Origin of the sequence: Bacteroides ilei, from assembly GCF_900128495.1 — a bacterium.
In the GTDB taxonomy this organism is placed as follows: domain Bacteria; phylum Bacteroidota; class Bacteroidia; order Bacteroidales; family Bacteroidaceae; genus Phocaeicola; species Phocaeicola ilei.
Map to the genome: position 1 here is coordinate 412,787 of NZ_LT635801.1, position 14,888 is coordinate 427,674.

General features: G+C 42.6%; 12 protein-coding genes. 8 read left to right on the forward strand and 4 right to left on the reverse strand.

What is annotated here, in order from left to right; translation table 11 throughout:
* Positions 1-69: 69 nt before the first annotated feature.
* A complete protein-coding gene (locus tag BQ7489_RS01760) occupies positions 70-639 on the reverse strand; it encodes a porin family protein (RefSeq protein WP_072529796.1) in 570 nt (189 codons plus the stop codon).
* Between the two features lie 281 nt (positions 640-920).
* Positions 921-2,138, reverse strand: coding sequence for an S-adenosylmethionine:tRNA ribosyltransferase-isomerase (locus tag BQ7489_RS01765; protein ID WP_072531979.1), 1,218 nt, complete (start codon positions 2,136-2,138; stop codon positions 921-923).
* A 113-nt stretch (positions 2,139-2,251) separates the two neighbouring features.
* On the opposite strand from BQ7489_RS01765, the gene BQ7489_RS01770 reads away from it, so the two are divergent.
* The 8 genes from BQ7489_RS01770 (at position 2,252) to BQ7489_RS01805 (ending at position 12,712) form a co-directional block, all read left to right on the forward strand.
* Positions 2,252-3,313 carry a DUF2027 domain-containing protein gene (locus tag BQ7489_RS01770; protein WP_072529797.1) on the forward strand — a complete coding sequence of 354 codons (1,062 nt, stop codon included), beginning with the start codon at positions 2,252-2,254 and terminating at the stop codon, positions 3,311-3,313.
* Positions 3,314-3,723: 410 nt separating this feature from the next.
* On the forward strand, positions 3,724-4,497 hold the full coding sequence (locus BQ7489_RS01775; protein ID WP_083580428.1) for a DUF4493 domain-containing protein: 774 nt from the start codon (positions 3,724-3,726) through the stop codon (positions 4,495-4,497).
* A gap of 19 nt (positions 4,498-4,516) precedes the next feature.
* The gene (locus BQ7489_RS01780) at positions 4,517-5,896 is read left to right on the forward strand and encodes a DUF4493 domain-containing protein (protein ID WP_083580430.1); all 1,380 of its coding nucleotides are present in this window, start codon (positions 4,517-4,519) and stop codon (positions 5,894-5,896) included.
* 6 nt (positions 5,897-5,902) lie between these two features.
* On the forward strand, positions 5,903-7,708 hold the full coding sequence (locus BQ7489_RS01785) for a DUF4493 domain-containing protein (protein ID WP_072529799.1): 1,806 nt from the start codon (positions 5,903-5,905) through the stop codon (positions 7,706-7,708).
* A gap of 77 nt (positions 7,709-7,785) precedes the next feature.
* Positions 7,786-8,532 (forward strand): hypothetical protein, encoded by a 747-nt coding sequence (locus BQ7489_RS01790; protein WP_072529800.1) that lies wholly within the window; start codon positions 7,786-7,788, stop codon positions 8,530-8,532.
* A 20-nt stretch (positions 8,533-8,552) separates the two neighbouring features.
* A complete protein-coding gene (locus BQ7489_RS01795) occupies positions 8,553-10,205 on the forward strand; it encodes a PCMD domain-containing protein (protein WP_072529801.1) in 1,653 nt (550 codons plus the stop codon).
* A 22-nt stretch (positions 10,206-10,227) separates the two neighbouring features.
* Positions 10,228-11,946 (forward strand): DUF4493 domain-containing protein, encoded by a 1,719-nt coding sequence (locus BQ7489_RS01800; RefSeq protein ID WP_083580664.1) that lies wholly within the window; start codon positions 10,228-10,230, stop codon positions 11,944-11,946.
* Positions 11,930-12,712 (forward strand): DUF4493 domain-containing protein, encoded by a 783-nt coding sequence (locus BQ7489_RS01805; protein ID WP_072529803.1) that lies wholly within the window; start codon positions 11,930-11,932, stop codon positions 12,710-12,712. Before BQ7489_RS01800 ends, BQ7489_RS01805 begins: the two co-directional genes overlap by 17 nt.
* A gap of 63 nt (positions 12,713-12,775) precedes the next feature.
* On the opposite strand, the gene BQ7489_RS01810 is transcribed toward BQ7489_RS01805, so the two are convergent.
* Together BQ7489_RS01810 and BQ7489_RS01815 are read right to left on the reverse strand one after the other, a co-directional pair.
* Positions 12,776-13,648, reverse strand: coding sequence for an SDR family NAD(P)-dependent oxidoreductase (locus BQ7489_RS01810; protein ID WP_072529804.1), 873 nt, complete (start codon positions 13,646-13,648; stop codon positions 12,776-12,778).
* On the reverse strand, positions 13,645-14,880 hold the full coding sequence (locus BQ7489_RS01815; protein WP_072529805.1) for an NADH:flavin oxidoreductase: 1,236 nt from the start codon (positions 14,878-14,880) through the stop codon (positions 13,645-13,647). The genes BQ7489_RS01810 and BQ7489_RS01815 overlap by 4 nt, the downstream gene beginning before the upstream one ends.
* Positions 14,881-14,888 lie beyond the last annotated feature (8 nt).

Consider the following 14,888-nt stretch of genomic DNA (forward strand, 5'->3'; position numbering starts at 1 on the left):
TAAAAAATAGGGTGCCGGCATAATTTTGCGGGCACCCTATTTTTTTATGTGGGTATGTTTTTATACCATTCAGAACCTGTATCCCAGTGTAATGAAGAAGGCCAGATTCTTTGAGTCGCTGTGTTCGAACGGTGAGATGAAACCGTATTGTCCTGTCAGGTTCAGCAGGATACAGTCGCTGAACTCGGCGCCTACTCCGTACTGGAGTCCGAGGTCGAAACGTTTGGCTCCGTCGTCTCCGAAGTAATCCGTACTGATTGAAACTCCTTTGTCCTCCCATTTGTTCTTGCCGCCTATACCGAAAGCAAGATAAGGACCGGCGTTGATAACGAATTTCACGTCATCGGCTATAGGCATTTTGTAGGCAGCCAGCAAAGGAATATCCAGGTAATGGGCTTTGGCCTTTACATCACCTACCTTATAACCTTTTCCGGTAAACATGATTCCCGGCTGGAAAGCCCAGTTTTCGTTGAAGGCATAGTCCATACCTACGCCCAGGGCGTATCCTACCTTCATGTCGGTTTCATCGTTGGCGGTCACGTTGGTCATTGACATTCCTACTTTGACGTCGAAACGTGCTTGAGAGAACCCTACAAGGGCAAAGCAACCTAAAAGGATAGTCAGTAATAGTTTTTTCATAATCCGTTAGTCTTGTGAAAGCCGTTGTCCCTCAGGCTTTGGTTAACAAAAGGGGCAGGGGGACTTCCTTCCGTAGGGAAGGCCTGCCTGATAATGGTTGTTTATGATTGAATAAATGTATGAATAAAAAACGCTATACCCAAATAAAAGGGAGATAAAATGATGGAAATTTTATAATCGGAACAATTTGTCATAGAATAAGGACAATGCGGGTCGGATAAAAAAATCCCTCCGCTACCTTGATCGGCCGGAGGGATTTTCCGTATAGCTGTGATATATGTCTATGGAATCAGCAGCGAGGAGTCGCCGTAGCTCAGGAAACGGAATCCGTGCTTCAGGGCATAGTCGTAGATGGGGCGCCAGTTGCCTTTCACGAATGCCGAAACCAGCAGCAGCAGCGTGCTCTGCGGCTGGTGGAAGTTGGTTACCATCCGTTTCACTATCTTGTATTCATATCCCGGAGCGATGATGATCTGCGTGCTGGTGTGCAGTGCTTCCAGATTATGGCGGTCCATATAGTCGCGTATCTGGCAGAGCGCTTCCACGGCGGTCAGTGTAGGGTGGGTTTCATACGGCTGCCATTGCTTTACGTGAAGTTCCTCTTCGTTTGCGTCGGCATTGCCGCTCAGAGTTACACCTATATAATATAGGCTTTCCAGCGTGCGTACCGACGTAGTCCCTACGGCTACGGCCTCACCGTTATGGGCTATCAGTTTTTCGATGGTGCTCCTGTTTACCGAAATGTATTCGGTATGCATTTCATGCCCCTGTATTTCTTCACTCTTTACAGGTTTGAATGTGCCTGCCCCTACGTGCAGGGTGACTTCTTCCAGGTCTACCCCTTTGGCGCGGAGGGCGTCCAGTACGCGTTCGGTGAAGTGCAGTCCGGCTGTAGGTGCGGCTACCGACCCTTTCACCTTCGAGTACACGGTCTGGTAAGTTTCCTTGTCGCTTTCCTGGGTTTTCCGGTTCAGGTAGGGGGGGATGGGCAGTTCGCCGAATACCTCCAGGATATCGGCAAAGGTAATGTCCGGGTCATTCCAGTTGAAGTCTACCCAATGGCTGGTACCCCTACATTCTCCGCGTGTGGCGGTCAGCGTAATGGTGCGCCCCTTCACGGTCATTTCCCTGTGCAGCGGTCCTTCCTTCCATTTCTTCAGGTTCCCTATCATGCACAGCCAGGCGGCATGTTCCGTCTGTTGGAAATTCAGTGCGTAATCGTTGGGCTGGATCGGTTCCAGACAGAATATCTCGATCAGGGCGCCTGTTTCCTTGCGGAAGTGCAGCCGCGCCTGTATGACTTTCGTGTTGTTGAAAATCATCAGCATGCCCGGTTCCATGTAGTCGGGCAGCGAGGTGAAATGTGTTTCACTGATTTCGCCGTGGCGGTACACCAGCAGTTTCGACTGGTCACGCACCGGAAGCGGGAATTTGGCGATGCGGTCGTCGGGCAGCGGATAGTTATAGTCGCTGATCTTTATGTGTTTAGTCTCTTCCATTGTCAAGCAAGTCTTTTTGTAACTCGCTGCAAAAGTACGACTTTCCTTCCACATCTGTGTCCTTATTATTTAATTTATTGTAACTTTACCGCCGTATTTAAAAAGAACGTGATATGAAAATAGGAGATAAAGTCCGTTTCCTCAGCGAAGTAGGAGGAGGAATCGTAAGAGGGTTCCAGGGAAAAGACATAGCGTTGGTAGAAGATGAAGACGGTTTTGAGATACCGATGCTCATAAAGGAGTGTGTGGTGGTGCAGACCGACGATTATAACATTCCGTTGAAGTCGGTTAAGAAGCCGGCTCCTGTAGCCGAAGCGGAAGAAGAAGAGCCGGAGGAAGAGGAAGACAAGCCGATAACCTATCGTGCGCCCGAAATTCGCGGGAACGATGTGCTGAACGTGTATCTGGCCTACGTCCCCCAGGATGTGAAAGCCATTTCATCGACTGCTTTCGACGCCTATCTGGTAAACGACAGCAATTATTTCATTGATTACCTTTACCTGTCGGCCGAAGGCAAGAGCTGGACTCTGCGCAGCCGTGGTACCGTGAAGCCGAACATGAAGATGCACCTGGAAGAGTTCGAGAAAGGTGATCTGAACAGCATGGAGCATGTGGCCGTGCAGCTGCTGGCGTATAAGGACGACCGTACATTCCTGCTGAAGGATGCCGTGAACATGGAACTGCGCATCGATACCGTGAAGTTCTACAAGCTACATACATTCCAGCCTTCCGATTTCTTTGCCGAGCCAGCCCTTATTTATGACATTGTGCGCGATGATGAGGCCGCCCGTCAGGTATTCGTTTCGGCCGACGACATCAAGGAAGCCCTGCTGCAGAAGTCGGTATCCGATGTCCCGGCGAAGGTCCGCAAAAAACAGCATAAGGTGAAGAACGACATTGTGGAAGTGGATCTTCACATCAACGAACTGCTTGACGATACTACGGGCCTGGGCAATGCCGAGATGCTGAACTACCAGCTTGACGTGTTCCGCAAGACCCTGGAGGAATATAAGGACAAGAAAGGGCAGAAGATTGTGTTCATTCACGGCAAAGGTGACGGAGTATTGCGCCGTGCCATACTTGATGAACTGAAACGCAAATACAAAAACTATCCCAGCCAGGATGCTTCTTTCCGTGAATACGGATTCGGAGCCACGATGGTGACCATCCGGTAATGCATGCGTAACCGTTATGTGTACCGACCGGTGAATTTTTATAGAAAAAGATGAAGGCGTTTTCCTTGGAAGATGAAGTTCTTTTAGGGAAAACGCCTTTATCTTTAGGGGGATATTCCTTCATCTTTTCTGAAGAACTTCTTCATCTTTTTTGTGTCGTCTGTTTATGGAATGTTAAAATGTAAATTCATGTATCTTAAAAATGGAATAATCCCGCTTTGTTGTAATGGTGAAGAATAGACTATTTGTGTATGCTATATAACATGAAAAATTACATCAAAAGCCTTGAAAAAGGCTTTTTTTCATCGTGATATTAAAAAAAAGAACAAAAATAGAAGAATCAGACCTTGTATAAAATATTGAAAATCGGTTATTTTGCACCTTGAAATTGAAATCTATTATTAAAATATATGAAAAAATATGCAATTGCGCTCTATGTGATGTTGGGAATGGGGATATTTACAACATCATGTTCTTCGGAAGAGGAGTTGTCACAAGTCTATCAAGGGACAGGTACAGTGGAACTGACAGTGAATCCGGATGCCGGGTTCCAATCACGTGCGGTGGATGAAAGTTATTATGCTAATCTTAAGAATTATACGGTTCAGATTTTGAAGAACGGTACTGTATATAATAATAGTGAATGGCATGGTGCCGTACCTTCTTCAATGACAATGGAGGCTGGTAATTATACGTTAAAGGCTTTTTGTGGTGAAGATAAGGCTGTTTCCAGCACTTCCATGTATGTGGCTGGTTCAACCGATTTTGAAGTGATTGCTGGACAGTCCAATTCAGTAAGTGTTAATTGTAAGCCTGTCTGCGCTAAGGTATCTATCACTTATGGATCGGATATGGCTAAATATTTTAATGATTATTATGTTACATTCAAGACTATAGCTTTGGGTGAAAGTGCTTATGTATGGTCGAAAGACATTACAGGTCCTGTGTATATGAAAGTTAGTAATAATGAGAGAATTAATCCTACAATTACCTTGACCGATAAGAATAATGTAACAAAGATTATAGAACTGAAATCGGGTGGTTATACTTTAAGTCCGGCTCAGGCTTTGAATGTTGAAATTGTGCCGGAAGTAAGTGAAGGTAAAATCCAGATTTCAATTACAATTGATGATTCAACGGAAGATAAGGAAATTATAATAAATATTCCAAGTGATTGGATTTAATGTATATAGGTAACATTTTATGAAAAAGATATATTTGCTTGCACTGAGTGTATTGTTTTTAGGTGGTGTTTTCACTTCTTGTGAAATGAAAGAAGAGCTCACGGGTAAAAAGGAAGTTCCGACAGATACAGGTTCCTTGGAGCTGTCTCTGAATATTAAGGAAGCTACTACAAGTCGGGTATCCGATGCAGAGCTTGTGAAGGATTTTCCGGTTAGTATAACTAATACTGATCCGGAATTGTCTTCAACTAATAAGGAGTATAGTTCGTATGCTGAAATTGAAGGCCAGTCATTGATGTTTCCAGTGGGTGAATACACTGTTGAAGCCCATACGGCAGGTGAAATCCAGTCTAGAATGACATCCCCTTATTATAAGGGTTCGTCTACTCTTACTATAGCAAAAGGGGTGACAAGTAAGGCTGATGTATCTTGCAAAATGTTGAACACTAAAATTCAGATGCAATATACAGATGAATTCAAGGAAACATTTACTTCTTGGGTTATCACTTTCGATGATTCAAAAAACAATACTTTGGTCTTTACTGATGACGATGAAAATTCTGTATATTATTGGTATTTGGGAGAAAGTGGAACTTCTACTATCAGAATGAATATTGTAGCATATACGACTAATGAAAGGGGTGAGAGCGTAAAGGTTACAGATGTAAAATCATTTACTAAATCTGATGCGGATATCAGTTATGATGATGATGATGATAACTTTGTAGGTGGTGATCAGTTATTCATCACCCTGAATCCCGAAGCTGATACTCCGGAAGGTGGAGAAACGGAAGAGCCGGAATCCAAACCTCAGATAGGGTTTGACGTGAATGTGGATATTGTATTTACGGAAAGCGGTGAAAGTGGTACAATCAAGGTTCCTGTAGAAGGTACGGATGATAGTATTGGTGGTTCTACTGATACGGATGGAGAGGATGATGAAAATAGTGAATTGCCATCTATGGATATACCATCGGATATAACTTATTCAATTGATGAAGATAATCAGGGAATTGATATGCCTTCTTCTGCAGATGTCTTGATTAATATTCCAGCTGGATTGAAATCTTTAAATGTGAAAATAGTAGCTGGTTGTAGTTCTTTTGAAGAAGCTCTTAATGGTTTAATTGGTGAGTGCAGTTTGGATTTTTTGACGGAGGGAGTTGAAATGGTGGAGAATACAAATATAGCACACTTATTTACCTTACTTGGTTCAACTATTGAATGTCCAAAACGTGGTATTCATGAATATCCTTTTCCTGTTGGGGCTTTCTTTCAATTTTTGAATGTAACAGGACCTACTGATGATGGTAAATCGCATCAATTTATTATGAAATTAGAAGATATGAAAGGAAATATTATAACTGGAACTTTAAAAATAACAATTAATCAAAAGTAGAATATAATGAAAAAACTTCAATATATAATTCTTTTTTTATGGACATTCTGTAATATGTCATGTCAAGAAAAGGATGATTTAAATATAGGATATGTATGTTTGAATGTTGGAGTAAACGTTTCTACAATAGATTCACGTGCATATAATCCAGAACAATGGGCAGTAAAAATAATAAATGCCAAAGGAGAAACCGTAAAAGAAACTCAAAATTTGGAGACGGATAAAGATTTCCAGGGTGATATTGCATTATCGGTCGGTACCTATACCATTCAGGTTTCTTCTGCCGGATTTGATAATAAATCCGGCTTTGACAAGCCTTATTATAAAGGAAGTTCACAAGTTACTATAGAGGCAAATAAGTCTGTTACAGCCGAGGTTACATGTAAATTAGCGAACGTGAAAGTTTCTGTTGTTTTTGATCAGAGTTTTAAGGAAGTTTTTAAGACGGCAACAGTAACGGTTGGAGCTATTTCTGATTCTGGTATAGACAATTTATCATTTGATATGAATGATGAAAATGTTGAAGATAAATTTGCTTATTTCCCTGTAACGGATCTTCAGGCTATTTTGAATGTTACTAATATGAAGGGAGAACAGCATACTCATACGGAATCAATGACAGGAGTTAAAGCCCAGCAGCATTATATATTGAAATATGTAGTAGGTGATATTGGTAGTGGAGATGTGGATGTTTCAATAGATCATACTTCTCATATATATACTTATACATTTAATATATCAACAACTCCTAAAACTACTTTGATGGTTGATAATGTGAATGCATGGAGTTCCTTTGCTATTCTTTCTGGTACAGCTACTACAAAAGAAGGAGAAACCTTGATTCCTTCACAAATGGCCTTTGAATATAGATTAAAAGGGGCCACTGATTGGGAAAAACTTTCAGCGGTTGTGGATGAGGATAATTCTTATTATTCAGCTAAAGTTACAAATCTTTTATCGAATAAGGTTTATGAATGTCGTATGACTTATAATGGTGGTGATTATTATAGTAATATATTTGAATTTACTACAGAATCAGCTGCACCATTAATTAATGGAGGATTTGAGGATTGGTATAAAAAAGATAAAACTTGGTATGCCACTTCTGAGGCATATTATAATGAAAATGGAGATAGTTTTTGGGATTCAAGTAATCCTGGTACGACTCAGGGTTTAGGGGGGATTGTAAATATAAATCCTACTCAGGGCAATACTGAAATTATTCATTCGGGTTATGGTAGTAAGTGTTCTGCAGAATTAAAATCGCAGTATAAAATTAAATTTGCTGCCGCTAGTTTATATGTAGGTAAATTTGGTGGATTGGTTAATATGAGTGGAGCAAAAATTAATTTTGGAAAACCGTTTTATGCTAGGCCTACACAATTACATGGCTTTTTCCAATATACACCGCAAATTGTAGATAATGTTGGTAGTAATCAACCGGCAAATAGTGGTATTATTAAAGATCAAAGTTCAGATGTGTGTTCTATTTATATAGCGTTGTCTAAAAGGGTTTTCACTATAAATAATGCGGATGCAAGTACTTTTATTAATTTTGAAAAAGATCCTGATATAATTGCTTATGGTGAATTGCCTATTACAGAGTGTGTTTCAACAAATGGACAATGGAAAGAATTTACAATCGATTTGAAGTATAAAACGTTAGATAAACCATCAGAGTTGTATTTGATTATTGTTGCGAGTGCTAGTAAATATGGAGATTATTTTACTGGTGGTGATGGTAGTTTAATGTATTTAGATGATTTTGAATTGGTTTATGGTGATAATCCTGTTATTTGGGATGTGAATTAAATATGAATATAAAATCCGGCCGGAAGGTGGTATAGCGTGTATTATATCACCTCCCGGTTATCTTTGTAATTAGATAGATGAGAAAAAAAAATCTTATAGCTTTATTGTTTTGTGTAGTCGGCACTACAATGTTTGCGCAGGGAAAGCGCAAGATAGAGCGTATAGACCGTGGCATCCAGGAAGAGGTGTTTATTCCGAAGGGCCAGTGGATGGGCGGAGGTACCGTATCCTATTCGGAACATGATGAAGAAAACCTGAACTTTATCGTGTTGAAGAATATAGAAGGTAAGGGATATGGTTTTACCCTCAGTCCGTATGTTGGTTATTTTATCAAGGATAATGTGGCTGTAGGTTTACGTTTTGCCTATTCGCGCGATTACTTGGATTTGAAAAATTTTGAGCTGAATCTGGGAGAAGACTTTAATATCGCTCTGGATAACGTGTATTATCTGGAGCATGAATACCAGACTTCGGCTTTCCTGCGTACCTATATGCCTATAGGTCACAGCAAGATTTTTGGCTTGTTCAATGAGTGCCGGCTGTCGTATGCCTATGCGTGTGGCAAGAACTCTACGGGTTTGGGTACTCAGTATGACGGAACTTACCAGACAACCCATTCGCTGGGAATCGGTATCGCGCCGGGTCTGACTGCGTTCATTACCAACTGGTCGGCTGTAGAAGTGTCGGTAGGTGTAATGGGATATAACTTCAAATGGGTCGATCAGAAAACCAATCAGGTAGAGCAGGGCCGCAGACGGACGTCGTCCGGTAACTTCAAGATAAACCTGTTTTCTATCAATATCGGTATGACACTCTATCTGTAATCATTAAAGCATGACTGGTTATGTTGAAGAATTTACTATATATTTTAGCTGTAATCTTTACTTTTAGTGGATGTGCCATCCGTAATGATATTCCTTATCCTATTGAGGAAGGCATTATCGAGGCTTTTGAGGTGGAAGGGCTGTGTGACGCTTCCGGAACCGGTACGGCTTCGGCTGTCATCAATGCAGAACAGCGTACGGTTACATTGTACGTGGATGATACGGTCGATCTGACCAATCTGGAGATTACCCGGTTCTCTGTTTCATCAGATGCGGATATCCAGGTGGTTGACCCTACGGTTTGTGACGACGCTTCCAAATTTCCCGTTAAAGGATTTGATATTCCCGATAATCTGGCGAATACCCGTGTGGATTTTTCCAAGCCTGTACAGTTCCTGCTTCATACCTATCAGGATTATGTATGGACGGTAACGGTTACTCAGGTTATTAACCGTGAAATCGATGTTCAGGGACAGATCAATTCGGTTATAGATGTAAATAACAGAGTCTGTATCATTTACGTTTCCGAAGATACCGATTTGGATAATATCCAGATCAATAAGCTGGATTTGGGAGGAGCTTCCGGTAAGATCAAACCGGATCCAACAACGGTTCATGACTTTACGTCTCCACAGTCTTTCATGGTTGCCAATGGTTGGGAAGAAGTTTATAGTGAATGGACGGTATATGTATACCAGCAGGCCGGCGGTGCATCTACTGCAACCGAGGCTTTTGCTATGACTACAAGAGCTACCGTTTCCGGGAATATCCAGAGTGGCAAGACTCCTGTAGTGGAATATAAGGAAAGCAGTGCAAGTTTGTGGCAGACTCTTGCCGCTTCGAATGTTTCAGTAAAAGGAACAAAGTTCACAGCAACCTTCTCCAAGCTCAGGGCTGCTACCACTTATCAGTATCGGGTTAATGTGGATAACGTAGAAGGGACTCCTGCTTCTTTTACTACGGCTCCGGCCACGCCACTGCCTAACGGTAGCTTTGATGACTGGAGTAGTGAATCTGCTATGAACGGAACTTTATGGAAGCCATGGGCGGAAGGAACCAGTGATAATTTCTGGGATACAGGCAATAAAGGAGCTACAACCATAGGCGACAGTAATTCCGTCCCTACTACCGAAACATGTAACGGTTCGGGAAAGGCTGCTTTGTTGCAGTCTAAGTGGGTGGTATTGAAGCTGGCTGCCGGTAATATATTTGCAGGCTCTTACGTGAAGACAGACGGAACGAACGGTATATTGAGTTTTGGCCGTCCGTTCACCGCTTTTCCTACAGCTTTGCGTTTTCATTATAAATATATTACCGGTAAGATAAACCGTTGTGGTGATTCGGCGATGGAATACCTGAAAGACCGTCCGGATTCCTGCCACATCTATATCGCCTTATCCGATAAGGATGAGCCTTATGAAATCAAGACCCGTCCTTCGGAACGTAAGTTATTCAGCAAGAATGATGCAAACGTGATAGCCTATGGTGAGTTCATTTCCGGTCAGTCAACTTCCGAATACAAGGAAATAACCGTTAATCTGGATTACAAGGCAACTGACCGTACACCTAAATATATTATATTGACGGCCAGCGCCAGCAAATATGGTGACTATTTTGTAGGATGTGATGAGGCTAAGTTATGGTTGGATGAAATGGAATTGGTTTATGAATAATATAAGGATTAAGAGTAAATCTATGAGAAAGATAATTTATATTCTATTGTCTTTATGTTTTTTAGTGGCATGTAACGAGGAGGATACTTTACTGTTGCAAAAGGAAGGTATGGGGACATTGGTGTTACAAGGATTGGAAATAGAATCTGCCGTAAATGATTTGCAGTCTAGAGCTACTTTAGAGAATGTTCCTACAGCCGGGCAGTTTATTGTTTCTGTGGAAAATCAAGTTACAGGGATTGAATATGAATTAGGAACAGGTAAAACTCAATATGCTCTTGCTGCAGGGACCTATAAGGTGAAGGCACAATATGGAGAAAACATTGTGTCGACAGATAAGCCATATTATTATGGTGAGGCAGATGCTGTAATTGAGGCGGGGGGTCAGACTACAGTTATATTGACAGCTTCTTTAAACAGTGCTATTATCCGTCCGGTTATAGATGAACAACTGTTAGCTCAATTTAAGAGTTATGAGATAAAAGTAAAGACTGCGGAAGGTACAGAATATGATGTCGATAATTCTGAAGATTTGTATGTACCTTCAAATAAGTCTTATACATTGGATTTTTCAGGTATAAATCAATTAGATGAGGAGAAACGTAATACTTGGACATTGTCCGATTTACAAGCACGTACACGTTATTTAATTAATTGTAATGCGGATTTGCCTTCATTTAATTTCCCGATGCAGGTTGAAACCAATGCGTGGAGTAAGTTCATCTATATCACCCCGATGAATGAAAATGATATTACAGCCCATCAAGATATGGCGGATAAGATTCTATCAAATATAGTGTATGAAGCTTCTGCTGATAATAATACATGGATTCCAGCAGAAAAGAAAGGGGATGATTGGGTAATTACGGGTCTTGAACCTTCTACAACTTATACTCTTCGTTCACGTTTCGGAGGAGTAATCAGTAACAATACACAGGAGTTGGTGACTGAAAGTGCAAAGGAGATTCCTAATGGATCTATGGAACAATGGACTAGTACACAAATTCATGATGCCGGTGTTATTGCGTGGGATGCAGACATCTATTGTTATTATTGTTCTGGTTGGGCGACAAGAAATGAAAAGACAACGAGTGGAGCTGAAGATGCTGATGGTAGCAGAAATTATGGCTTATATTGGCGTTGGTATTCTGGTACTATTGCTACTAATGATAAAACTGTAGGTGATACGGCTGCAGAAATCTCAACATTGGCATTTTATAATAATAAATTTAGTGGTATTGTTGGTAGTTTGTTTGATCCTAAAAGAGAATATATTTATTCAAAGTATGTGAAGGTTTCAGGAACGGCTTATGTCGGTTATTTATTTACTGGTATATATGATAAGAATAGTGACTCATATTCTTTAGGTATAGAACATAATGCACGTCCAAGGAGCATTTCTTTTGACTATAAATATGTACCTATGCCTGTTAGTGATCAATGTATTGCATATGCAAAGCTTTATGATGATGAGCATCGGGAAATTGCTTCAACAATTAATTTTACATCTTCTGAACAAACTGCTTATAAAACAGAAACATTATATTTTACTTATAACAAACCTTTAACCCAGAAAGCTGCTTATATTGGAATATTCTTTCAATCTGGAACGAATACAGATATTGGAAATATGCAGCAAGTAGAAGGTGAATATGGTGCCAGTCCATGGAAGAATGACCGAGTTGTCGGTAGTGTTCTTAAAATAGATAATGTAACATTGAACTATGATTATGAAAATTGACAAGGTTTTTACATATTGTTCGGTATTGTTTTTAATTATTCTAGGTTTGTCTTCTTGTATAGGTCAAAATGAGGATTTGCAGGAAGAGTCATATGGAGCTATTGACTTGTCTGTAAACACTGAAACTTCAATCAGTGTAAATTCCCGTGCTTTACCTCAGGAGGTTAATACTGATTTGTTGCAGGTTATGCTATATAAAGGAGATATAAAACAAAGTGTCGGTGTAAATACTTATGGCGAATGGAAGGTAGCTCCGGTTTTGGTCTTGAATGCAGATAACTATAAAATAAAAGTAGAGAATTGTTCTTTTGAGGAAGCGGAATCTGCAAATGGCGGTAAGGGTTCGATACGCGTAGCCGGCGAATCAGATATTTTTGCTGTCAATGACGAAACTAAAGAAGTTCAAGTGTCATGTAAAATGGTCAATGCAGCGTTTGGAATTCATTTTGATGAGGCTTTTAGTGAAACAGATTGTTCTGTTACGTTAGTGGCGGAAGATAATGCTGAAAGATCTGTTGTCCTTTCTTCTGATGATACGTCGTATGCTTATTTCAATATCCCAGATGTAGATGCGGGTAGAAAAATTTCTTTTAAGATACAGGTAGGTGAAAATACTAAATCTGGTTCATGTATTCTGAATCCAGCAGATGTGGCAATTTTGAATGTCGGAATTTCCGGTGATACCTCGGATTCTTTTGTTACTATTGAAGTTAATGGTGAGGTGGAGGAAGTTACCTTAGATAATACATTTAATCCTTATGTTTGAAAAGTCGGGAAAACAATATGATAGAAAAATCCCTCCGTTTTCATAAAAAAGCGGAGGGATTTTTCAGTTATTATACACCTTTTCCGCTGGTTCCGCTTTCAGGTATTTTTCCAGCAATGTTTCTGTATCCTTCCATAAAGAATTCATCTGCGGATGGTGAAGGAATTTTTCTTTTAGTTTTCTAGGCTTTCCACTGGCGAACATGGTTCCTGTTACACCTTCCCATTCCTTGTCGAGAAGCAGACGGATGGCGGTATCGGCTCCGGTCCTCGGCTTGCGGATGAACGGGCGGAACAGAACGTCGGTCAGCGGGTCGAACCACATGTCCATGCTGATGATGTTGGTCGATACGATACCCGGATCGGCCGCATTGACGGTAATCCCCCGGTCTTTCACCTCTTCCGCCAGCTTGCGGGTAAACAGCCAGAGCGCCAGCTTGGTATTGCTGTAGATGGGGATGCGCCAGAAGCTTCCTTCTTTTCCATTTGTGAAGAAGTGGGGCCCGATTTTTCCGATGGCGTAGGTGCACGATACCATGCTTACAATGCGTGTGCCTTCATGCATCTTGGGCAGCAGCAGGCGGGTGAGCAGGTAAGGGGCCAGGTAGTTTACGGCTACAGTGTATTCAAAACCTTCATCGGTGCGGGTGAAGTGAGTGCACATGGTGCCGGCGTTGTTCATCAGCAGGTCGATACCGGTTTCCTGCTCGCATATTTGGCGGGCCACTTCTACTATGTTTTCCATCGACGACAGGTCTACCTGTATCACTTCGATATCTTTGTTTCCGGTTTCGAGGGCAATCTGGCTGCGTCTTTCTTCTCCACGGAAAGTGGTGAGGCATAGCATGATGACGTGATAGCCTGCCGCCGCCACTTCGCAGGTGATTTCCGTACCCATGCCTCCGTCGGCTCCGGTTATGACTGCGGTCTTCTTCATCGGGCTGCCTCCTTTTCCAGTTGTTCTATTTCCTTTTGCAGAGATGCGGGCAGTTCCTCTTTCAGGTGCTGGTGGCAGGCCATGTCGAGGGTGTACATGCGGGCTATGCAGTAGTTGCTGTGTCCGCAGTTGCAGCGGGCGGCTTCTTCGGCCTTCATGCGGTTCACGAATCCCGGTTCATTCAGCAGGGCGCGTCCCATCTGTACGAATTCGAATCCGTGGTTCAGCACTTCGTCTATCTTTTCGCGTGAAACCAGTCCGCCTACGTAGACCAGCGGCAGACCGGTAATTTCCTTGCGGAAGCGCAGGGCGTCTTCCAGAAAGTAGGCTTCCTTGAACGGTACGGTAGGTATCATCATTTTGCCGCACATGCGTACACCCCATTTCAGCCACCAGCAGGTCATGTAGTGGGTCATGGCCTTGATGGGCATGGCACCCCGCATGACGTACATCGGCGCTTTGCTCACAAATCCGCCGCTCAATACCAGGGCCTGGGCTCCGTCTTCTTTAAGGCGGCGCGCCACTTGGAGGCTTTCGTCAATCTCCATTCCACCCTTGAAACCGTCGCGCATGTTCATCTTGACCAGCACGGCTATGTCGGTACCGGCGGCTTTCATCACTTCTTCCATTACCATGTCCATGAAACGCATACGGTTTTCCAGGCTTCCGCCGAACTCATCTTTGCGGTGATTGGTATAGGGGGAGAGGAACTGACTGATAAGGTATCCGTGGCCGGCATGGATTTCTACGGCATCGAAGCCGGCTTCACGTGCCAGACGGACAGAATCACCGTAGGCCCGTGCCATGGCGGGAAGTTCGTCTTTGCGCAGTCCGCGCACAAAGGTAGGAGAGTAGAGGTTGAAACCGCTGCAGGCTCCTACGGGTGTTTCGCCGCAGATGGCTTTGTGCGACATGTTTCCGCAGTGTCCCAGCTGGATGCTGGCGGCAGCTCCTTCCCGGTGTACGGAGTCGGTCAGCACACGGAGTCCCGGAACGATTTCGGGCCGCATCCATAACTGGCGGTCGAATGAAAGTCCGCTTCGGGTTACGGCGGCATATGCTACGGTGGTCATGCCTACTCCGCCTTTGGCTACCGAGGTATGGTATTGGAGCAGTTCATCGGAGGGTTTGTTTCCCGGGCACATGCTCTCAAAGGCGGCCGAACGGATGGTACGGTTACGCAGGGTGAGCGGTCCGATAGTCCCCGGGGTGAATAACAGTGAATCTTTCATAAATCGAT